The sequence below is a fragment of the Lysinibacillus sp. RS10 genome (assembly GCF_041956855.1).
In the GTDB taxonomy this organism is placed as follows: Bacteria; Bacillota; Bacilli; order Bacillales_A; family Planococcaceae; genus Lysinibacillus; species Lysinibacillus xylanilyticus_A.
Genome location: NZ_CP167122.1, coordinates 1278581 through 1299430, shown reverse-complemented (window position 1 = coordinate 1299430; position 20850 = coordinate 1278581). Strand labels below are relative to the sequence as shown.

The window sequence follows — 20850 nt, the reverse complement described above, 5'->3', positions numbered from 1 at the left end:
TCTGCTGTTGTAAATATACTACTCCCAATAATTCTTCATTAACTCTGTTGCCCAATATGGTTGTTTTATTTCACCTTTTGGTAAAAACTCTTTCATTACTGGTTTTATATCTATAATAGGTGTTCCATCAATAGCGTCTAAGCCTTTAACGATTAATGTTCTATCCTTCAATTCTAGTAATTCCACAACCGTTAAACCTATTTTATTAGGTCTATTTTTACCTCTCTGTGCAAAAATACCGACTTCTGGATAGTCCTTATTATTTCTAGGATGTCTCGCTTCATATTGGATTTTCTCATCTGAAACTTTGTCAAAATAAAATATAATTTCTAAATGAGAAAAATCATCAATTCCTTTTAAAGAAGATTCTTGCATATCCTTTGTCAATTCAATAGTAGAAATAATGCCACCCCAATTGTCATCTTCAATCATCTTTCGACTATTGCTTACTGCAGCTATGGGTTTAATGTTATATTGCATATAATGACCCTCTTCTATTGTGGATTTCCTTTCGATACACCTTCCGTTTAATTCCAGTATACTCCAGCTACAAGCAATGTCAATTTACGACAATTAGCCTACAATCATTGGCTTCATAGCACTTAAACAAAAAACCGTACGCTATAATTCTTCTACATTATTGACCGACAAAAATTACTAATCTTTTGAACTAAAAAATATTATGAAATGTTGTGAGGGATGTGATATGGTATAGTATCTACAATGAATTTTTAGAAGGTGAAAAACATGCTAGAAGTAAGTGATAGTAAGTTAGCACAATATATTATACATTTTATTGGGGATACACTCGTGTTAGGCGAGGAGTCATTTTCGCAGCCAGAGGTTATGCTAGAGGCAGCTTTTACACAGCTAGCATTTAGTAAAATCGATTTAGAGCAGCAATACGAATTTTTTCATGAAACAGATATTGGATTAAATGAGGTATACACATATGTGAGGGCTATTTTTGATGAGGAGAATAATTTCCTTGAGCAATCAAAAAACATCGCTACACACTTACATAGTGTATCTCAACATCCTAACATTAAAAATGGCGAATTGTTTATTGGATTATTTGACAATTGTTTTCTGTCTACAGAAGTTAAAAAAATAATTGCCATTGTTAAAATTGATGAAAAAGAAATGTTTTTAGATGTAAAAAGCGATCAAAACAAAATGGTGGTCAATGGCATTGACGGAATTAATGTCAAGAAGATCAATAATATGGCCATCATCGTAGATATGGGGACGGATGAGGCACCTGCTGTCTTTATAAAAACAAAAAGAAAAGAAGATATTGTTTATTGGCAAGAACGATTTTTAAAGATTAAAGCAGCGGATGAACATTATTATAAAACGAATTTAGCGCTAACAGAATGTAAAAAATATATTTTAAAAGAAGAGAGCTTCACGAATACTGAAAAATTGGGGCTTTTGAACAAAACGCTTGATTATTTTAGAAATGAAGATGAATTCCAAGTAAACGATTATATTGAAACGGTATTTGAAAATGCTGAGCCAACACAAAAAGATATCATCATAAATTCGGTAAAACCTTATGAAACCGTTATTTCTGAGAGTGCACTTGAAAAGGCTGAAAAGAAATATAAACGTAAAATTAAACTCGATTCCAATATTGAAATTCAGGTGAACGTACAGGATATTGAGCAAGTGGATGAACTCATTGAAGTAGGCTACGATGAAGCGACAAATCGAAAGTTTTATAAAATTTATTTCCAGGAAGAACTATAATATACTCAGAGGCTTTCCTAAGATTTATCGGAAAGCCTCTGTTATTTTATTTATCCAAAAGAAGAACCTACTAAAGGTGATTGCAATAAAAGACAAAGTCCACGATAGATTTTAGATCATAAAATAAAGGACTTGTTTTTATGTTTTTTCAACAAATCCTTTTGCTCTTCTATTTTACTCTTCCACATTTTAATGCTCTGGCCCAATCAGGTCTATTTTGGTCTTCACTTTGTTTAATAACTTCCGTAGTATCATAAGGAACGCTTAACTGCTCTATAATCCATTCATCATTCCTTTTTTCTACAACTGTATAATTCGCAAATGGTGTGCCTGATTCAATCTTATAATAGAACGGTTCTTCTTCTTCATAAGCAGGCAAACCGACACTCCCCGGATTAATAATGATTTTGTTATTAGGTAAATAAACAATCGTCGGTAAATGGGAGTGACCACAAAAAATAATATGTTGTGGGATGTCTTTTACTAATTTCATTATTTCCTCTGTTTGTTTTAAAGTAACACCATTTGGCGTAATTTCATTCAACATATAAAGCTCATCATTTTCAGGTGAAGCATGACAAAAGTAAAAATCATCTGTCTGAATTGAAAATGGCAGGTTTAATAACCAGCTTTTATGTTCTTCCGTGAGCATATCTAATACATATTGAATAGTTGGATTTTCCGATGAAGACTGTAATAGTATCCGATCACAATTTCCACTTACACCTTTAATATCTGTACTCTTTATCATTTCATATGTTTCTAACGGAAATAATGGTCCATAAAGAGTATCACCTAAATTATAAACCCTCTCGATATTTCTATATTTTATATCCTCTAACACTGCTTTTAACGCATCTTTATTTCCATGAATATCTGATAGTACAGCTATTTTCACAATATCCTCACCTTAATTAATTTTACATTTCCGGAGCTTCCATCCCAAAATTTCCCCATTCCTCTTTAGCTGGACCATAAATGCCTGGGACAGTTAATCCCGCCTGTCGCATAAGAACTGTCATTTGTCCTCGATGATGATTCTGATGTTGAATTAAAAACATTAAAAGTGTACCAATTTCCATTTCTTGACCGAAAAATTCAATGTGCTCTTGAAGAGTTTGATCAGTCCAATTGGTTTTTACTGCTTGCACAAACGCATTATTGACTTGAGAATAGCTATCTGCAATAAATTGTGCTGAAGTAGGAACCGGATAATCTTTAGTTGGAGCATCAAATGTTACACTTGTATTTGAAGTAATGATGCGAATTGCAGTAACAGTATGCCAAGCAATACGTCCTAAAGTCCAATTTTCAGACGTAATTTCCTGTTTTAGTGATTCATCAGTTAGATTATTCAATAATTTCTGTGTACAATTGGCTTCAAACTCCCAAGACTTAAAAAAATCATTTAAAGTCTGATACATAATAATCCCCCTTTTTCCTTGCGTGATTATTCATAATTTCATCTTTAAAACAGAAAAGTGCTCTCATCTAAAGGAACTGCGTTTACAGATTAGTAGAGTTGATCAATATACTTATTTAATTCTTGTTGATTAATCTGTCCTTTTATTGTGTACTTTAATATACCTTTAGAATCAAATATAAAAGTTGTTGGGTAAGCCAATACTTCAAATGATTTTTGAAGTGTATTATCTAAATCAAGAAATATAGGGAAACTTAAATTGTATGATTCTTGGAACTTCATTACATTTTCACGACTATCATGTGAAGTAGCATTGATTGCTAACAGCTCAACATTTTCAGGTTTATTGTTATAAAAATCCCTTAAATCAGGAGCTTCTTCTTGACATGGCTCACACCAAGATGCCCAAAAGTTAACGATTAGGACCTTTCCATTGTATTCTTTAAGTGTTGTTGTTGATTCGTCTAATCTTGTTAACTTTGTATCGAAAACAAGCTGTTTTGTTCCATCCTCTTTTTCTACTATCGGATTAACCGTTGCTTCTTTTATGAATACATTTTTCAAAACAATTCCTACAAGTAATACGACTAACAAAGCTGAGAAATACAAACCTAAACGTTTTTTAAATTTCATAAACGATCACCTAAGATTCCCTTGTGTATTTGTACCTTATAAGTATATCTATTATATATCGCGTGTTAAATTTTTACATTATATTCAGAGAAATAATAGCAGTAACAGATTAAATTTCACGCTTGCTAATAATAGAATCTAAAAAAATATTTAAATAAAGACACTCCTAAAATAAGAGTGTCCAAATTCGTCTATTGTAACTGTAATTTTATAGTAGCTGGTTCTGAAATTTATTTATGTAATATCAGGTGTATCAATCAATTCTACCCATACTAATTAATTGGAAGGCTCTGATTTCCGCTAGGGGCAGTTAAAAAGGGATATATTAGTAAAATAGCAACAAAAAAATCCTTTTATCGCGGTTGATTGGAGTGGAGACTGGGCGACTCCTTGGGGATTTAGCGAATAGAGAAACGAAGGCTAAAATCATCACGTCCTGTGATAACGCCTTCGTGACCAACATCGTATTGGCCTGAGACCCTGGAGCGAAGCGAAGCGGCTCATCGGACGCCCCCAAGAAAGCGCCCAGTCGCAACGGAAATCACCCCCTCGCTTTGCCGAAGAGTCATACTTCATTAAAGTGTTTCATAAATAATTTGTCCCATTTGAGTGACGTCATAATCACCTAGTGCGGCTACTTCTGATTGGAAATCGGGTGACGTTAAAATCTCTTTCACCGATTCAATCAGTTGTTGGTTTTCAGGCGTTTTTAATAGCACAATATCATAACGTTCTCTAATAAGTGGTATAAAATCAACCTCTATGAGTTTAGATATTTTTTCAATGCCTATGCCAATATCTGCATTCCCATTTGCCACAGCAGAAGCCACATCGATATGGCTCATTTCCTCTTCGTTATATCCTTCAATAGAGGATGGAGCTATGTGGTGAACTCGTAATTGTTCATCTAATAAAGTTCGAGCACCTGAGCCTTTTTCACGGTTAATCAGTTTTAGTGATTTGGTCTTAAAATCATCAAATGATTGAATTTGCAAGGGATTTCCTTTTGGAACATAAAAGCCTGCTCGGCGTGAAATTAGATTGATGAGAACATAGGCGTGACTCACAAAAATCTTTTTCAAATAAGTCGTATTGTAATCCCCTGTATCACCGTCGTACAAATGTAAACTCGCAATATCACATTCTCCATTATACATCGCCATGACACCATTAAAGCTACCTTCATGGGAGCGTAATACTTTATTGGATTGTTTTTTCTCAATATATTTTCCTAATAAGTCTAATACTAAATCTTGTCCACTAATAATAATTTTTTTATTCTTTATCGTAAGGGTAGTCGGTGCAGTAGACGAAGTAGGAGTGACTCCCGTTTTGCTCTTTTGTATATATATTTGTAAATCTGTTCGGTCCACACGCATTTGTCGACCTACACGAAAAACAGGTAAATCTCCCTTTTTCACCAAATCATAGATCGTTAATTTGGAAACCTTTAATAATTGTGCAACCTCTTCAATCGTATAGGAATGTTCATGTGACATGTAAAAATCTCCTTCTATGCTTCTATTGATACCATAGTAACGTATTTATGCTTTTTTTAACATCTTGAACGTTTCTAGCAATTAGGTATTTCTTTTTTAGACATAACTAATTATAATTAGTTATGTCTTGTTATAACGAGTTATATAAGGAGTATATTCAAAGTGAAAAAGTTCTATAGTTTATTCGCTTCATCGTTACTACTTGTTGGTATTTTAACAGGTTGTGGTAGTCAAGGTAGTAACAACAAAACAACAAACGAACCTGTTGAAATAACAATTTCCGCAGCGGCTAGTTTACAAGAGTCATTAGAAGAACTTCAAAAAACCTATGAAAAAGAACATGATAATATTAGAATCATCTATAACTTTGGTGGCTCTGGAGCATTACAGCAACAAATTGTAAAAGGTGCTCCTGTAGATCTTTTCTTTTCAGCAGCAGAAGATAAATTTGATGAACTAGTAAAAAACGGTTTAATCGACCAACAACAAGGAACGGACCTTTTAGCTAACGAATTAGTATTAATCGTTCCTAAGAAAAATGAAAAACACATTCAATCTTTTGAAGATTTAACGAAGGCTGATAAGATTGCCGTTGGTACACCAGAATCGGTTCCTGCTGGCAAGTACGGTGTAGAAACATTGACAAATATGAAACTTTGGGAAGATGTAGCATCAAAAGTTGTGTATACAAAAGACGTACGACAAGTACTTACTTATACAGAAACTGAAAATGTTGATGCAGGTATGGTATATAAAACAGATGCCCTTGTTTCAGATAAAGTGGATGTTGTTGCTACAGCACAAGGTGATACACATACACCTATTATTTATCCTGTAGGTGTTATCAAAGATAGTAAGCATGCTAAAGAAGCCGAAGATTTTTATAACTATTTACAAAGCGATAATGCGATGAAAGTATTTAAAAAATACGGCTTTCAAGGAGCTCATTAATTGATGAGTACCGATTTCTGGTCACCCCTTAAACTTTCTATTGAAATTGCATTTGTGTCAGGAATCATTGTTATAGTAGCAGGTATTCTATTTGGTAAGTGGATGGCAAAACGCAATTTCAAAGGGAAATTATTTCTTGAAACGGTACTGCTTTTACCATTGGTATTACCTCCTACGGTAGTAGGCTTCCTTCTGATTATTATTTTCGGCAAAAACAGCGTGTTAGGTAGCTTGATTACATGGCTTTTCAACCAACCCGTTATGTTCACATGGTGGGCGGCAGTTATCGCCTCTACTGTTGTTGCATTTCCTTTAATGTATCAATCGGCAAAAACTGGATTCGAAGCTGTTGATGAGGATATCGAGAACGCCGCACGTGTTGATGGTGCTAACGAATGGCAAGTCTTTTTCTTCATTTCTATTCCTCTTGCATTAAAAGCGATTGTGGCAGGTGGAATTTTAAGTTTTACACGAGCTTTAGGTGAATTTGGGGCAACCTTAATGTTTGCGGGAAACCTTCCAGGCAAAACGCAAACAACGCCACTTGCTATTTATATGGCGATTGAATCGGGTAATATGTCACTCGCTTGGTCATGGGTGATTTGTATGATAGGTATTTCCTTCCTTATGCTTCTGAGCGTCCATCTATTGAAAGCATAACAATACAACTGTATCTTTGTAGCAAAAGAGCATGTTTTGAAAAGATCCAAAACATGCTCTTATTTAATGTGTCAGAACTAGTTGCACTATTTTAGGAATCTTTTTCATCTGTGAATATTTTAAGTGCGCCAAATGCGATTACTAAAGGAATTACCACTAACGTAAATCTAAGAAAATAAATATCAAAGATGAAACTAATGACAACGATGGGTAATCCAATCATAACGACCTTTGAGGCAAATTTAGTATAACGGATCACTTCATTCGATAACTGGGGTTCTTCTTTGTACATCCATCTTTTCCCGAACAACAGACTTTCTTCAGGATAAAAATAAGACCAAATTACTAAACCATAAATGGGCATCATTAAAATAAAAAATAAAATCTTTTCAGCCATACTATCCCCCCCTTGATCTTTACCACTATTTTACTAACTTTTCATCCTATTTTCTTGTTTTAATAACCTGCTTCGTTAATTTTAAGTACAAAAATTTACAATCCTCACAGTCGAATTCACATGAATATCCAACAAAAAAATTATCTTACCTCTAAGAAATCTCTAGAAGAAAGATAATTTTCATCAGACTATATTATCAATTACCAAGCTACATCTTTACTCTTTACCCACCACTAATTGGTGGAATAAAGGCGATTGTGTCCCCTGTTTTTATAACCGTTGAATCGGTTGCAAATTCCTCATTTACCGCTGTCATAACATGTTGCAAAGAAATTTGTGGATATTGGCTTTCCATCCATGCTTTAATTTGTCCAACTGTACGGTCTGACAGCTCTACAGTTAATTTTGGCTCACCGATGATTTCTTGTAAGTGTGCAAACAATAATATGTTAATCACCAAAATCCTCCTCACTGATTGTTGGGTTTCCTTTTGGATAAGGTACATTTTCTAATTGATCGCCAATCCATTCGGTTCCATCTTCCCAATACTCTTTTTTCCAAATAGGCACAATTTGTTTAATACGATCAATAGCAAATTCATTTGCTGCATAGGCCATTTTACGATGGGGTGATGAAACCGCAATTACTACAGCAATATCCGAGATTTCTAAATGACCAACACGATGCGTAATGGCTATTTTCGCCTCTGGCCATCGCTCTTGTATTTCTTTAGAAATTTGTTCAAACATTTTAATGGCCATAGGTGGATAGGCTTGATATTCCAAATGTAATGTTTTCTTTTCTTTCGTCATTTCACGGACTGTTCCGATGAAAACAGTGATTGCACCAGCGTTTCTACTTGTTACTTTTTGTCTAACTTCCTCAACATCAATTGGTTTATCGATGATTTCAAACAACGATGTATTCATGATTTTCTCCTCATTTCTCGCATAAGAACTTCTATATATTGTGCTTTTTCATGAATTGAAAAAGTTGGATAATCTAGTGGTTTATCCAGTGGATAGGTCGGCCAGTAAAGAACACAGACGATATTGCTTACTTTTTGTAGCAAGGATTGATCTTCCGCTTGTCGCAAAAGAACAACCTTCGGATAGTGTTCATTTTTATAGCCTTCAATTAAAATGATATCCATTTCAATTGACTCATAAATAGCTAGTATATCACCAAGTTGCCAGTTACTTTGGTGAATACTCATGCGCAAAGTACCTTCTCCTTCAACTGCCGTTACACTTGCGCCAGCCTTTTCATGACGAGCACTGTCTTTCGAACTTTCTATCGTAGGGATACCACCATGTCCATGATGCTTGATTGTTCCTACACGCAAGCCTTCAGTCGTAGCTTGTGTAATGAGTTGTTCCATTACCGTTGTCTTCCCACTATTTTGATAACCTACGATTTGTAGGATTTTTCGATGTTGTCCCAAGGCCACTCACTTCCTTGCAAATCTTCTAACAATAAGACAGCTACTTGCATGCCTTTTTCGTATCCACGTGATCCACCTGGTAATACAATAAAGGCATTGGCTTCCGCTAAAGACGAAATAGCACTAGATTTATCAAAACCAGAAGGAACTGCAACTAATTGACCTTTTTCATAAGAAACACTAGCACGCACAAAACGGGTAAACGGATTCGGTTTTTTAAAGTCCGCACCTAAAATAGCCTGCTCTCTACGTAGATGTGGCTGCTTATGGCCCAATGCCTTTCGAATAATAGGTCGTGTAAATAGTTCAAAACCTACATAGCAAGCTGATGGATTACCTGAAAGTCCAAATAATAATTGACCATTTCGAGCAGCAACAGTTGTTACACTACCTGGTCGCATCGCTACTTTATTAAAAAGTACTTTTGCGTCAATGGCTTCATAAATGGCTGGTAAGTAATCATAATCACCTACTGATACTCCTCCTGTTGTAATCAATATGTCTACTTCTTGTAGCGCTTTCTCTACAACATCAATACATAAATTTATGTCATCACTAAATTTACCAAAATATTTAACGGTTGCCCCAGCACGTTCAATTTGGGCCATTATCATGTATGCATTACTATTACGAATTTTCCCTGGCTGTAAAGATTCACTCGGTTCTAGTAATTCACTTCCTGTTGCAATGACACCTACGATTGGCTTTCGAAATACAGGTACTTGATCATAACCAAAAGTAGCAAGTAATGCGACAACACCTGGATTGATCGATTGTCCTTTTTCGATAAGGATTGCGCTTTTTTGAACGTCCTCTCCCTGATATGAAATATTTGTTCCTGTTGCATAAGAGCGTTTAATCGACATATACATTTGATTGTCTTCTTCAAATGTATGCGCTAATTCTAACATAACGACTGCATCGCATCCTTTTGGGATAGGTGCTCCTGTCATAATGCGGACCGCTTCTTTAGCACCTACTACTTCCTCAAATACATAGCCCGCGCCAATTTCTCCGACTACTTTAAAGGTTACTGGATTTTCTGAACTTGCCTCTTGACTATCGACCGAACGAATAGCATAACCATCGTAAGGTGAACGATCAAAAGCAGGTACATCTTGGTCTGCTGCAACGTCTTCTGCTAAAAAACGCCCATATGCTTGCTGTAGTGAAACAATCTCTATTTTTTCTTGGAATGCAAACTCCATAACACGTTGAACCGCTTCACCTACAGCTATTGGTTTTCTTTTCTCTAACATTTGGAACACTCCTTTATCCGAGTAAACGATAATAAATGGTTTTAGCCTTTTGTACATCTTGTATCCCATGAATAACAACACGTCCATCCTGGAAAATCACCAGTCGATAATCCTCCGCTTGGCAAGAAAGTAAATAGGGATTTTTTTGAATATCGCCATAGGGACGAATTTGGACAGCAAGCTGATCAAGATTATAGTGAATCGGTTTAGGTGGACGAATTTGAATGGCATCGCGACCACATAAAATATCTAATTTTGTTTGATTTTCGTAGGACAAATACGGATATGTGGGGTTGTTTCCACAAGATGGACAATCACTTTTACGTATTTTTTCCACATTTATTTCATAGTGTTGATTTTGCCAAACATCAAAGGTTAAAAAGCTTTTTCGAACCGCTTCTTCATCCCCTACTAAAAGTTTGAAAACCTCAGCTACTTGATAAGCTGCTACTATTTGAACAGTCGGACTAATAATTCCAACTGTATCGCATGTCATTCCTGTATTAGGCATCGCCTCTAGCAAACAATGTAAACAAGGTGTTTTACCTGGCACAATCGTATAAGTAGCGCCATAACTACCAACACAAGAACCATAAACCCAAGGAATTTGATATTTTTGTGCAAGGTCGTTCATCATAAAACGAATATCAAAGTTATCTGTTGCATCTACCATGACATCTACATCTGCAAGTAGTGCTATTAATTGCTCTGAACTTGCATCCAGAATATATTCGTTGATTTCCACCTCTGAGTTTATACTTTGTAGTCGTTTTTTGGCAGCAATTACTTTAGGAATTTTTTCTTGCGCATCTTGTTCGGTATATAGTTGCTGTCTTTGTAAATTACTCCACTCTACATAATCACGATCAATAATCGTCAACTTCCCAACGCCTGCCCTCACTAGAGCCTCTGCGCTAGCACTGCCCAATGCACCAACACCTATGATTAGAACATGTTTTTGTTTTAGTAATTGCTGCCCTTTCTCTCCGATTGGGCTGAATAATTGTTGTCTAGAATATCTATTATGCATAAATGTTTTTGCCTTTCTATCTATGAATTTTAGTTTGACCTTTTAATTTATAGCTTTATAATAAGAAAAGCGCATTCGAGCCCGTTTAGCCGCGACAAGCTTTGGCGAGTCCGAAGCGACCTCGAGCGACTAGCACGAATGCCTAGACACTATTTTAAATAGAAAAATTTCACACTTTCTTACTCTATAAAAGGAGGTCTTTACCCTTGCATCCTACACATCATCAACTTCCTATACGAGCTGCCATTTTAACTGTGAGTGACACACGCACAAAGGCAGATGATCGCGGTGGCCAGTGTATTCAATCGTTACTTCAAGAAGCTTCATTTGAATTAGTGGACTACCAAATATCAAAAGATGAACCACTTGACATCGCAAATCATGTAAAAAAATGGTGCGTTGATCACACCATCAATACGATTATCGTAACAGGTGGAACAGGATTTACTCCAAGAGACCAAACATACGACACCCTTCTCCCTCTTTTCGAAAAAGAGATGATGGGATTTGGTGAATTATTTCGAACATTAAGCTACGAAGAAATCGGTCCAAAAGCCATGTTTAGTCGTGCCACAGCAGGGAGTCGCGATAAAACGGCCATCTATTTGTTACCAGGTTCCACCAATGCCGTGACACTTGCCATGACAAAACTAATTCTTCCGACTGTGCAACATTTTGTCGGTGAGCTGAATCGTGTATGAAAATAGCTGGTGTTGTCTTAGCCGGTGGTCAATCTTCTCGATATGGTCAACCGAAAATGTTTGAGTTGTTTGCTGGCCAGCCACTATATAAGCAAAGTCTCATAGCCTTACAAAAAAATCAACTACAGCCTTTAATTATTGCTACTAATGCTAGCTTGCAATCGAAGTTTGTAGAAGAAAAGGTCCAATGGATCATTGAAAAACAGCCTCATCAAGGACCTCTGTTTGCCCTGCAAAATATCATGACTAATTTTCCCGATGTCGAATGGTTTTTTGTCGTAGCTAGTGATATGCCTTTTATCCATGCAGATTTTATCCAAACCATGCTTACATTTATCGATGATCGTTATGATGCTATTATTCCGAAACAAGATTCAAGATTACAACCTCTTGCTGCTTTATATCGACGCAGTGCTTTACCGATAGCAAATCAATTAGTGCAACAAAACAAGCGAAGTATGAAAGTCTTGTTAGAGCAACTTCAAGTATGTTATGTTCCATTTGAAGAAGAAAGCTCAACATTTATCAATATCAACTCTCAACAAGATTGGCATCAAACATTTGAAAGGAAGTCTAATAATGAGTAATTTTACACACTGGAACGAAGAAGGTCGTCCTAAAATGGTCGACATCTCTGAAAAAACAAGCACCAATCGCACAGCCATTGCTCGTAGTACGATCACTTTATCCGATGAAGTCTATCAAGCCATCCAACAAGGAGGCATTAAAAAAGGTGACCCTACGCAAGTAGCGCAAATTGCCGGGATTATGGGCGCTAAAAAAACAGCTGATATTATCCCTATGTGTCATCCGATCATGTTACAAGGTACCGATTTCCAATTTGACTATACAAAGGCACAGGTTGGCTACGAACTTCATATTCAAGCAACAGTAAAATGTAGTGGTAAAACAGGCGTCGAAATGGAAGCTCTAACTGCTGTATCTATTGCCGCACTGACTTTTTATGATATGTGTAAAGCCGTTGACAAATCTATGGTCATTAAAGACACATACCTTGTTGAAAAAACAGGCGGAAAAAGTGGCACCTTTGTGCATAAATAAACATCAAATCAATTTCGCCTCGGCGTAATTGCCGCTGCCGCTTCACTTTCGCGCAGATAAACAATGCGTCCGGATTTTGAATTGTGCTAGCACCATTCATTCCTTTGAAAATCCGTGACAACCGCCGGAGGCTTTATCTTCATTCAGCAGGTGCCTTTTGTACCAAAAGCGTAACGACAGGTACTTGGACACCCACTGAAAAGAAACCTCATACGCATCCATATCACCACCTTCTAGGGCAGTAGCTTTCTGCTGAATGAAGTTAAAAATCCGGCATTATTGTGCCGATTTTTTCTGTTTTTTTACATAGCCAATCCGAACTAATACCACTCTATTTCGTCTAACCACCGATGTGTGACATTTCGATTTTTGAGTTTTTCCGTTTTTTCATTGTCTGTTCATTTCGTTCATCGGAATAGCGATCTTTTCTATCTTCCCAAACATTTGAAATGCATTGGGTGATCGCTTCATCGTCTGCTCCAGACCTTAACAACTCTCGTAGATTCGTACCCTCTGTTGCAAATAAACACGTATAAAGTTTTCCTTCTGCAGAAATACGAGCACGCGAACAATTTGAGCAGAAAGAATCTGTTACAGATGATATTACGCCGATTTCGCCCTTAGCATCTTGATATTGATAACGCGTCGCCACTTCCCCTTTATAATTAGGGTCAACAGGATGCAAAGGAGAAAACTGATGAACTTGGTCAATAATTTCTTTCTTCGATACAACCTCATCTAGTTGCCAACCATTCGAATTACCGACATCCATATATTCAATAAAACGAAGAATGTGCTGTTTCTCTTTGAAAAATTGTGCCATCGAAACAATATCCTGTTCATTTTTTCCTTTTTGAACAACCATATTGATCTTTACTTGTAAGCCTGCTTCTGCCGCTTTTTCTATACCTTCTAATACCGTTGTCACTTTTCCACGATGACCATTCATCTCGAAAAAACGTTCCTCATTTAATGAATCTAGACTTATAGATACTCGTGATAATCCTGCTTTTGCTAAATCATTTGCATATTTTTTCAATAAAGTACCATTGGTTGTTAAGGCAATCTCCTCCACTCCAACTATACGATGAATACGTTCAATTAATTTTGGCAGATCACGACGTAGTAAAGGCTCACCGCCAGTAATGCGTACTTTTCTCACACCTAATGAAACGAAAATCTTTACTAATCGTTCGATTTCTTCAAAACTCAATACTTTATCGGACGGTAAGAAAGCATAATCTGGACCAAATACTTCTGCAGGCATGCAATATTGACAACGAAAATTACAACGGTCTGTCACGGATATCCTTAAATCTCTTAATGGTCTGTGTAGTTGATCTTGTAGACTAGTAATTGTAATCTCCTTCTTTCATTTTGATCAATTATGCCTCGGCATAATTGTGTCCGGAATCGACTTTGTGCTTAGGCCTGCACGAGGGCCGACACGATGTCGGTCATTTCGGTAATGCCACAGGACGTGGCGTTATTACCGCTGCAGGTCAGTTAGCCGTTATCGCATGGATGCGATGGTTTTAGGCTAACATCCCCTAAGAACTCCTTTTCGATTCTGTGACATCCGCCGGAGGCATTAGCTTCTTTCAGCGGATATTTGGGCCTCCTGCTGAAAATAATTTTAACCTGCATTTATCTCACCCTATGGAGGTGGGAGACTTCTGTAACTGACGTTGCACTTAAGTTACAAAAACATCTATACCTGCAGCAGATGTTTTTTGTACAAAAAACATCTGCTGAAAGAAGTTATAGTCAATCATTTGTAGGTAATTGAATACGCTCTTTGTGTGTATAAATGTTAAGTGTATTTTGACGAATAAAACCTACCGTTGTAATACCGAGTTGCTCTGCTAATTGCAATGCTAATTCTGTTGGAGCAGATTTAGATAATACTATTTCACAGCCAATCTTCGAGACTTTCAGTAAAATTTCAGATGAAATCCGTCCGCTAAATACGATAATTTTATCTTGCATGCTAATGTTGTTTCGTAGACAATGTCCATAAATTTTATCTAATGCATTATGGCGCCCAATATCCATTCGACTTAATACAATACCATTCACATCACAAAGCGCTGCATTATGAACACCACCCGTTTGTTTGAAAATCTCAGCCGAATCTTGCATATCGCGCATTAAACGAAAACAATCATCTGTTGTAATACGCACATGAATACCTTCCATTTTTTTAGAAACTAATGCATCATTAGCAAAAACAAAACCTTGACGACTCATGCCACAGCAAGATGTAATGTATCGTTTATTTTGAATTTGTTGAAAGTAAGGATTCACATGCTTTGTTTTAACATGCACAAAACCTTCTTTTTCTTGGTGCCAAATTTCTTCAATATCTTCGTTATTGCGAATGATTCGTTCAGAAGCCAAATAGCCAATCACCATATCTTCTACATACTCTGGTGTGCAAACCATCGTCACAAATTCTTGCTGATTAATCTTAACTGTGACAGCGTATTCAGTGACAACGGTATCTTCCATTTCTTTGATTTGATGATCTTCAACACGTATAATTTCTCTTGCTACCGCTCTATCCATAAGGCATCCCCTTTATTCACTAATATTATCTTCAAAAACAAATACAGAAATAGCAAAATCCTCTTCAATTTTGATATCCGAAAATAAATGGAGTAACTTAGAGCCCATCAATTCTTCCATGCCATCTGGAGGACTTTTAGTATACAAATCTTGAATCATCCTTGTACGTGCAGCGTGTACCATTGTTAACCCTTCAGGTGTACTTGCAATAAATTTTTCAGTTGGTGTGATATTACCATATAAAGTTGAAACAGCCATGTTCTCGACGAAAACAGTATGAATACGCTCTGGTCCCTTTCCAAATATATCTTTGCGTAATTTTCGAATAATGTCGTTGAACTCATGTACTTTTTTTGACATTTTAACGATTCTCCCAACGTAATTAAACTTTTTTCCTATGCTCACGGGGGTCACCCTTACAGATTGTTAATAATATAGCAACTTGAAAAAAAATTAAAGTGAAAATATTAGTTGATAATTATTATCAATTAATAAATTTTATTATAAATTTATTATAATTATTGTCCATTTTGACTGAAAGGGCTATAATAAGTGGTATTATAAATGGAGTTAAAGTATTTTGATTCTTATGTCATGGTTTACTACTAATAAAGTTGAACTATTCGCATGGAGGGTTTTAATATTTGCATTCTATTGTTATATTGAATAAAAAATAAAAGTAGATTGAGTTTTTAGCAAGGCCTGTTAAGAATTTTATCCACCATGACTAATCAGCATGTAATATACGTGCCGTTTCATGGTGGTTTTTTTTATTTTTTGAGCAATAACAACACTGACACCTCGTAATAAAGGATTCTTCATCTACTACGGTGTAGAAATTTGATAAATCGGGAAATAGAAGTATAACAAGACACCTTTAACTAAAATAATCAACTCGAAATTCTATTCCCGTTTTATCCTAAGTATTAACCTGTTGTCATATAAGTCATCAAAGAACAAAAGGAGGAACCCACCTTGACTAAAATTAACATTAATGGCGTATCGTACGATGTAGCAGATGGAGCTACAATACTGGATACCATTAATCAACACGGAATCGACCATCCACAAATTTGTCATGTACCATCAGTTGATCCTATCGAAACTTGTGATACATGTATCGTTGAAGTGAACGGCCAATTAGTTCGTTCTTGTTCAACAAAAGCAGTAGCCGGCATGGATATCCAACTTACTTCTGAGAAAGCGAAAGCAGCACAAACAGAAGCCATGGACCGTCTACTAGAAAACCATTTGCTGTATTGTACCGTTTGTGACAATAACAACGGGAATTGTACATTACACAACACTGCAGAATTAATGGAAATTGAACACCAAAAATATCCTTATCAACCAAAAGTGGAACCACATGAAGTGGATATGTCTCATCCATTCTATCGATATGATGCAAACCAATGTATTGCATGTGGACAATGTGTAGAAGTGTGTCAAAACCTACAAGTTAACGAAACGTTATCGCTAGATTGGGAAGCTGATAGACCAAAAGTAATTTGGGATGAAGGCGTAGCTATTAACGATTCTTCCTGTGTAGGTTGTGGTCAATGTGTTACCGTTTGTCCATGTAACGCCTTAATGGAAAAATCAATGCTTGGCGAAGCTGGTTTTATGACTGGGCTTAAACAAGATACGTTAGATCCGATGATTGATTTAATTAAGGAAGTTGAACCTGGCTATAGCGGTATCTTTGCGGTTTCTGAAGTCGAGGCTGCTATGCGTAGTAAACGTACGAAGAAAACAAAAACAGTTTGTACTTTCTGTGGAGTAGGTTGTTCGTTTGAAGTTTGGACAAAAGACCGCAAAATTTTAAAAGTGCAACCTTCTGACGGTCCTGTCAATGCTATTTCTACTTGTGTAAAAGGGAAATTCGGTTGGGACTTCATCAACTCTGAAGAACGAATTACAAAACCATTAATTCGTAAAAATGATGCATTTGTTGAATCTTCATGGGACGAAGCGCTTGACTTAATTGCTACTAAACTAGGTGGCATCCAAAAAGAATATGGTTCTGGATCTGTCGGCTTTATTTCTTCTTCAAAAATTACAAACGAAGAAAACTACTTAATTCAAAAAATGGCGCGTCAATTATTCGAAACAAACGACGTTGATAACTGCTCACGCTATTGTCAATCTCCAGCTACTGATGGCCTACTACGCACAGTTGGTATAGGTGGCGACGCTGGAACGATCAAAGATATCGCAAAAGCTGGCCTTGTTATTATTGTTGGGGCAAACCCTGCAGAAGGTCACCCTGTTTTAGCTACTCGTGTAAAACGTGCCCATAAGTTACACGGTCAAAAATTAATTGTTGCCGACGTTCGTAAACATGAAATGGCTGAGCGTTCTGATATTTTCATGCGCCCAAAACAAGGAACAGACCAAGTATGGTTAATGGCCGTTACAAAATATATGATCGATCAAGGCTGGCATGATGAAGCCTTCATTAAAGAGAACGTGCACTTCTTTGATGATTTTAAAGATGTACTTGAAACATACACACTCGAATATGCAGAAAAAGAAACGGGCATTTCAAAAGAAACGTTGATAAATGTTGCTGAAATGATTCGTGATGCTGACGGTACATGTGTACTTTGGGGTATGGGTGTTACACAAAATACAGGTGGCTCCTATACATCAGCTGCAATTTCTAACCTACTTCTAGCTACTGGTAACTATCGTCGTCCAGGTGCAGGTGCCTACCCTCTTCGTGGTCACAACAATGTTCAAGGTGCTTGTGATATGGGTACACTACCAAATCTATTACCAGGTAATCAAAAAGTAATAGACGACGAAGCACGTAAGAAATTTGAAGAAGCATATGGTGTGAAAATCAAACCTGAACCAGGTCGTACGAATATGGCCATGTTAGATGCGATCATGGAAGGTAAAATGAAAGCAATGTATTTAGTTGGGGAAGATATGGCACTTGTAGATTGCGATGCTAACCATGTAGATAAAGTACTTTCACAATTAGATTTCTTTGTTGTACAAGATTGCTTCCTTTCACGTACAGCACAATATGCAGATGTTATTTTACCAGCAGCACCTTCTCTTGAAAAAGAAGGTACGTTCACGAATACAGAGCGTCGTGTGCAACGACTATATCAAGTATTACCAACACTCGGTGAATCAAAAGCCGATTGGGAAATCCTTCAAGCAGTAGCACGTCGCCTAGGTGCTGACTGGAATTACAGTCACCCAAGTGAAATCTTTGCTGAAATGGCCAGTCTTGCTCCATTCTTCTCGCAAGCGAACTATGATGTATTAGAAAATTGGGGTAGCTTCTGTTGGGGTAGCCATGATGGTAAAGACACACCTTTACTATATGAGGATGGCTTTAACTTCCCTGACAAAAAAGCTCGTTTTGCTTTAAACGATTGGATCAGACCGGTTGAATATGAAGCGCAATATGATTGCCATATTAACAATGGCCGTATGCTTGAACACTTCCATGAAGGTAATATGACAAACAAATCAAAAGGTATTCAATCGAAAGTACCTGAAATTTTTGTTGAAGTATCACCAGAGCTAGCAAAAGAACGTGGCATTGAAGATGGAGCTCTTCTTCGTTTAGTGTCTCCTCAAGGCGCATTAAAATTAAATGCCCTAGTGACAGATCGCGTACAAGGAAATGAACTTTTCTTACCTATGAACTCTGTTAGCAAAGATTCAGCGATTAATTTCTTAACGGGTCCAGCTGCAGACATCAATACATCGACACCTGCTTATAAACAAACAAAAGTACGCGTAGAAGTATTGAAACAAAAAGGAAAAACGCCACTTCCTAGAACAAACCCACGTTATAAAAAACGCCATCCACAAAATGGTGTTGAAGTACAACGTAAATGGGATCGTCCTGGCTACGTTCACTTAACAACAACTAACGAAAGGAAGTGATTTCATGGCTGCGCCAATTACAACAATTAAAAAACAACAACTAACAGAAGAACAACTGAAGGAAGAAAAGTTAGACAATTTAAAACAACTTCTTTCTGAGAATGAAGAAATGGTCAATCAAGTCTTTTCGATCATGGCAGAATTAAATGATATTGGAGCACTTGAAGCAGCTACAAAGCTACTTGAAGCAAAAGAAGATGTTGCACATATTGCACTTGGTCAATTAACTCGCAAGCCCGTTACAAATCTCATCAACAACTTAATGGGTGCTGCTGGAGCATTAACCGAACTGAATCCAGAAACAACAACAAAGCTAATTGAAGGCTTAAATTCAGGCTTAGATGAAGCAAACAAAGCTGTTGAATCTGATGAAAAAGTTAGTGCTTTTAAGCTGTTCAAAATGCTAAACGATCCTGATGTTAATCGTGCTGTAAATTTTGGCGCTCACTTCTTAAAAGGGCTTGGCAAAGGCCTAAAATAGGAAGGTGGATTCTGATATGCTAACGAACGAACACATTTTAAAAACTTTGCAGAAAATCGATGACCCAGAACTTCATAAAAGCATCGTTGACTTGAATATGGTACGAAATATTCAAGTTGACGGTACACATATCTCACTGGATCTTGTCTTGACTATTCAAGGTTGTCCATTAAAAGCCAAAATTCAAGCAGATGTTGAAGAAGCGTTACAAGCGATCGGTGCATCAAAAGTATCCATCCAATTTGGTTCTATGACAGATGACGAACGTCGCAGTTTAACAGCTTCTTTAAAATCTCAAAATGTTACGGCTAAAGGTATGCCTACAATGCTTCTACCCGACTCTGGTGTCAAATTTATTGCCATTACTAGTGGTAAAGGTGGCGTCGGTAAATCTACTGTGACGATTAATTTAGCAGTAGCCCTTGCCCGCCTTGGTAAACGAGTAGGGATTTTAGATGCTGACATTTATGGCTTTAGTATTCCTGCCATGATGAAGGTTCAACAAAAGCCAACAATGATTGACCAAACTGCTATTCCGGTAATAAGTCATGGAGTAAAAATCATGTCGATGGGTTTTTTCACAAACGAAAACCAACCTGTCATGTGGCGTGGCCCAATGCTCAACAAATGGATTCGTAATTTCCTTGTTAATACACATTGGGATGAATTAGATTATCTCCTTATTGACTTACCACCTGGTACAGGAGATGTAGCCATTGATATGGCAGCAATGATTCCACAAGCGCAGGAAATTATTGTAACAACACCACACCTTGCAGCTTCTCATGTTGCTTCTCGTGCAGGTCTGATGGCTCAACATACGAAACACACGATTCTTGGTGTTGTTGAAAACATGGCTTACTTCGAAAACTCAAATGGTGAAAAGAACTATTTATTCGGTCAAGGTGGCGCAGAGAAATTAGCAGATGAGCTTCAGTCAAGTATCATCGCTCAAATTCCATTTGCCCAACCTGAGGAAAATACAGGTTCTTCCGTTTATGACGAAGACTCTATCATCGGTGAAGTATTTACCCACCTTGCAGAAGATATAACGTATCAATAAAACAATAATAACCCT

General features: G+C 36.9%; 23 protein-coding genes. 9 read left to right on the top strand and 14 right to left on the bottom strand.

Annotation, left to right across the window (positions count from 1 at the left end):
* Window positions 1–18 precede the first annotated feature (18 nt).
* Window positions 19–480 carry a tRNA (N6-threonylcarbamoyladenosine(37)-N6)-methyltransferase TrmO gene (gene tsaA, locus ACB089_RS06595; RefSeq protein WP_374965749.1) on the bottom strand — a complete coding sequence of 154 codons (462 nt, stop codon included), beginning with the start codon at window positions 478–480 and terminating at the stop codon, window positions 19–21.
* A gap of 267 nt (window positions 481–747) precedes the next feature.
* Here tsaA and ACB089_RS06590 point away from each other — a divergent pair, with 267 nt between their 5' ends.
* Entirely contained in the window at window positions 748–1752 is a 1005-nt protein-coding gene (locus tag ACB089_RS06590) for a nucleoid-associated protein (protein ID WP_374965748.1), read from the top strand.
* A gap of 169 nt (window positions 1753–1921) precedes the next feature.
* Here ACB089_RS06590 and ACB089_RS06585 read toward each other — a convergent pair whose 3' ends face one another.
* The 4 genes from ACB089_RS06585 to ACB089_RS06570 all read right to left on the bottom strand — a co-directional run bounded on the left by ACB089_RS06585 (window position 1922) and on the right by ACB089_RS06570 (window position 5307).
* Window positions 1922–2650, bottom strand: a complete 729-nt coding sequence (locus tag ACB089_RS06585; protein WP_374965747.1) for a metallophosphoesterase family protein — start codon at window positions 2648–2650, stop codon at window positions 1922–1924.
* Window positions 2651–2672: 22 nt separating this feature from the next.
* On the bottom strand, window positions 2673–3176 hold the full coding sequence (locus tag ACB089_RS06580; protein ID WP_374965746.1) for a DinB family protein: 504 nt from the start codon (window positions 3174–3176) through the stop codon (window positions 2673–2675).
* Between the two features lie 89 nt (window positions 3177–3265).
* Window positions 3266–3808 (bottom strand): TlpA family protein disulfide reductase, encoded by a 543-nt coding sequence (locus ACB089_RS06575; RefSeq protein ID WP_374965745.1) that lies wholly within the window; start codon window positions 3806–3808, stop codon window positions 3266–3268.
* A 575-nt stretch (window positions 3809–4383) separates the two neighbouring features.
* Window positions 4384–5307, bottom strand: coding sequence for a substrate-binding domain-containing protein (locus tag ACB089_RS06570; RefSeq protein WP_374965744.1), 924 nt, complete (start codon window positions 5305–5307; stop codon window positions 4384–4386).
* A 162-nt stretch (window positions 5308–5469) separates the two neighbouring features.
* Here ACB089_RS06570 and modA point away from each other — a divergent pair, with 162 nt between their 5' ends.
* Window positions 5470–6258 carry a molybdate ABC transporter substrate-binding protein gene (gene modA, locus ACB089_RS06565; RefSeq protein ID WP_374965743.1) on the top strand — a complete coding sequence of 263 codons (789 nt, stop codon included), beginning with the start codon at window positions 5470–5472 and terminating at the stop codon, window positions 6256–6258.
* A 3-nt stretch (window positions 6259–6261) separates the two neighbouring features.
* On the top strand, window positions 6262–6918 hold the full coding sequence (modB, locus tag ACB089_RS06560; protein WP_374967518.1) for a molybdate ABC transporter permease subunit: 657 nt from the start codon (window positions 6262–6264) through the stop codon (window positions 6916–6918).
* Between the two features lie 91 nt (window positions 6919–7009).
* On the opposite strand, the gene ACB089_RS06555 is transcribed toward modB, so the two are convergent.
* From ACB089_RS06555 to ACB089_RS06530, 6 genes are all read right to left on the bottom strand, one after another.
* On the bottom strand, window positions 7010–7315 hold the full coding sequence (locus tag ACB089_RS06555) for a hypothetical protein (RefSeq protein ID WP_374965742.1): 306 nt from the start codon (window positions 7313–7315) through the stop codon (window positions 7010–7012).
* Between the two features lie 223 nt (window positions 7316–7538).
* Complete coding sequence (gene moaD / locus ACB089_RS06550) at window positions 7539–7772, bottom strand: molybdopterin converting factor subunit 1 (RefSeq protein ID WP_068983814.1); 234 nt, start codon at window positions 7770–7772, stop codon at window positions 7539–7541.
* Entirely contained in the window at window positions 7765–8244 is a 480-nt protein-coding gene (locus ACB089_RS06545; RefSeq protein WP_374965741.1) for a molybdenum cofactor biosynthesis protein MoaE, read from the bottom strand. The genes moaD and ACB089_RS06545 overlap by 8 nt, the downstream gene beginning before the upstream one ends.
* The gene (mobB, locus tag ACB089_RS06540; RefSeq protein WP_374965740.1) at window positions 8241–8765 is read right to left on the bottom strand and encodes a molybdopterin-guanine dinucleotide biosynthesis protein B; all 525 of its coding nucleotides are present in this window, start codon (window positions 8763–8765) and stop codon (window positions 8241–8243) included. The genes ACB089_RS06545 and mobB overlap by 4 nt, the downstream gene beginning before the upstream one ends.
* On the bottom strand, window positions 8726–10018 hold the full coding sequence (gene glp / locus ACB089_RS06535) for a gephyrin-like molybdotransferase Glp (RefSeq protein WP_374965739.1): 1293 nt from the start codon (window positions 10016–10018) through the stop codon (window positions 8726–8728). The genes mobB and glp overlap by 40 nt, the downstream gene beginning before the upstream one ends.
* Before the next feature lie 13 nt (window positions 10019–10031).
* Window positions 10032–11048, bottom strand: a complete 1017-nt coding sequence (locus ACB089_RS06530) for a thiazole biosynthesis adenylyltransferase ThiF (RefSeq protein ID WP_374965738.1) — start codon at window positions 11046–11048, stop codon at window positions 10032–10034.
* Between the two features lie 206 nt (window positions 11049–11254).
* On the opposite strand from ACB089_RS06530, the gene ACB089_RS06525 reads away from it, so the two are divergent.
* From ACB089_RS06525 to moaC, 3 genes are read left to right on the top strand one after another with little or no spacing between them, the layout of a single operon-like run.
* On the top strand, window positions 11255–11749 hold the full coding sequence (locus ACB089_RS06525; RefSeq protein WP_368635737.1) for a molybdenum cofactor biosynthesis protein B: 495 nt from the start codon (window positions 11255–11257) through the stop codon (window positions 11747–11749).
* Complete coding sequence (locus ACB089_RS06520) at window positions 11746–12336, top strand: molybdenum cofactor guanylyltransferase (RefSeq protein ID WP_374965737.1); 591 nt, start codon at window positions 11746–11748, stop codon at window positions 12334–12336. The genes ACB089_RS06525 and ACB089_RS06520 overlap by 4 nt, the downstream gene beginning before the upstream one ends.
* Window positions 12329–12811, top strand: a complete 483-nt coding sequence (moaC, locus tag ACB089_RS06515) for a cyclic pyranopterin monophosphate synthase MoaC (RefSeq protein ID WP_374965736.1) — start codon at window positions 12329–12331, stop codon at window positions 12809–12811. Before ACB089_RS06520 ends, moaC begins: the two co-directional genes overlap by 8 nt.
* 340 nt (window positions 12812–13151) lie before the next feature.
* On the opposite strand, the gene moaA is transcribed toward moaC, so the two are convergent.
* The 3 genes from moaA to ACB089_RS06500 all read right to left on the bottom strand — a co-directional run bounded on the left by moaA (window position 13152) and on the right by ACB089_RS06500 (window position 15739).
* Window positions 13152–14168 (bottom strand): GTP 3',8-cyclase MoaA, encoded by a 1017-nt coding sequence (gene moaA / locus ACB089_RS06510; RefSeq protein ID WP_374967517.1) that lies wholly within the window; start codon window positions 14166–14168, stop codon window positions 13152–13154.
* 410 nt (window positions 14169–14578) lie between these two features.
* Window positions 14579–15379 (bottom strand): formate dehydrogenase accessory sulfurtransferase FdhD, encoded by an 801-nt coding sequence (gene fdhD / locus ACB089_RS06505; protein ID WP_374965735.1) that lies wholly within the window; start codon window positions 15377–15379, stop codon window positions 14579–14581.
* Window positions 15380–15391: 12 nt separating this feature from the next.
* The gene (locus tag ACB089_RS06500; protein ID WP_368635734.1) at window positions 15392–15739 is read right to left on the bottom strand and encodes a DUF2294 domain-containing protein; all 348 of its coding nucleotides are present in this window, start codon (window positions 15737–15739) and stop codon (window positions 15392–15394) included.
* A gap of 615 nt (window positions 15740–16354) precedes the next feature.
* On the opposite strand from ACB089_RS06500, the gene fdhF reads away from it, so the two are divergent.
* From fdhF to ACB089_RS06485, 3 genes are read left to right on the top strand one after another with little or no spacing between them, the layout of a single operon-like run.
* Entirely contained in the window at window positions 16355–19291 is a 2937-nt protein-coding gene (gene fdhF / locus ACB089_RS06495) for a formate dehydrogenase subunit alpha (RefSeq protein ID WP_374965734.1), read from the top strand.
* 4 nt (window positions 19292–19295) lie between these two features.
* Window positions 19296–19772 carry a DUF1641 domain-containing protein gene (locus ACB089_RS06490; protein WP_374965733.1) on the top strand — a complete coding sequence of 159 codons (477 nt, stop codon included), beginning with the start codon at window positions 19296–19298 and terminating at the stop codon, window positions 19770–19772.
* Between the two features lie 16 nt (window positions 19773–19788).
* The gene (locus ACB089_RS06485; RefSeq protein WP_374965732.1) at window positions 19789–20835 is read left to right on the top strand and encodes an Mrp/NBP35 family ATP-binding protein; all 1047 of its coding nucleotides are present in this window, start codon (window positions 19789–19791) and stop codon (window positions 20833–20835) included.
* Window positions 20836–20850: the final 15 nt, after the last annotated feature.

Coding starts and splice junctions, on each gene's coding strand:
- ACB089_RS06580 (WP_374965746.1), bottom strand. CDS start 3,176: ATGTATCAGACTTTAAATGATTTTTTTAAGTCTTGGGAGTTTGAAGCC.
- ACB089_RS06570 (WP_374965744.1), bottom strand. CDS start 5,307: ATGTCACATGAACATTCCTATACGATTGAAGAGGTTGCACAATTATTA.
- ACB089_RS06500 (WP_368635734.1), bottom strand. CDS start 15,739: ATGTCAAAAAAAGTACATGAGTTCAACGACATTATTCGAAAATTACGC.
- ACB089_RS06555 (WP_374965742.1), bottom strand. CDS start 7,315: ATGGCTGAAAAGATTTTATTTTTTATTTTAATGATGCCCATTTATGGT.
- ACB089_RS06485 (WP_374965732.1), top strand. CDS start 19,789: ATGCTAACGAACGAACACATTTTAAAAACTTTGCAGAAAATCGATGAC.
- modB (WP_374967518.1), top strand. CDS start 6,262: ATGAGTACCGATTTCTGGTCACCCCTTAAACTTTCTATTGAAATTGCA.
- ACB089_RS06545 (WP_374965741.1), bottom strand. CDS start 8,244: ATGAATACATCGTTGTTTGAAATCATCGATAAACCAATTGATGTTGAG.
- moaC (WP_374965736.1), top strand. CDS start 12,329: ATGAGTAATTTTACACACTGGAACGAAGAAGGTCGTCCTAAAATGGTC.
- fdhD (WP_374965735.1), bottom strand. CDS start 15,379: ATGGATAGAGCGGTAGCAAGAGAAATTATACGTGTTGAAGATCATCAA.
- ACB089_RS06590 (WP_374965748.1), top strand. CDS start 748: ATGCTAGAAGTAAGTGATAGTAAGTTAGCACAATATATTATACATTTT.
- ACB089_RS06520 (WP_374965737.1), top strand. CDS start 11,746: ATGAAAATAGCTGGTGTTGTCTTAGCCGGTGGTCAATCTTCTCGATAT.
- ACB089_RS06530 (WP_374965738.1), bottom strand. CDS start 11,048: ATGCATAATAGATATTCTAGACAACAATTATTCAGCCCAATCGGAGAG.
- ACB089_RS06490 (WP_374965733.1), top strand. CDS start 19,296: ATGGCTGCGCCAATTACAACAATTAAAAAACAACAACTAACAGAAGAA.
- glp (WP_374965739.1), bottom strand. CDS start 10,018: ATGTTAGAGAAAAGAAAACCAATAGCTGTAGGTGAAGCGGTTCAACGT.
- tsaA (WP_374965749.1), bottom strand. CDS start 480: ATGCAATATAACATTAAACCCATAGCTGCAGTAAGCAATAGTCGAAAG.
- ACB089_RS06575 (WP_374965745.1), bottom strand. CDS start 3,808: ATGAAATTTAAAAAACGTTTAGGTTTGTATTTCTCAGCTTTGTTAGTC.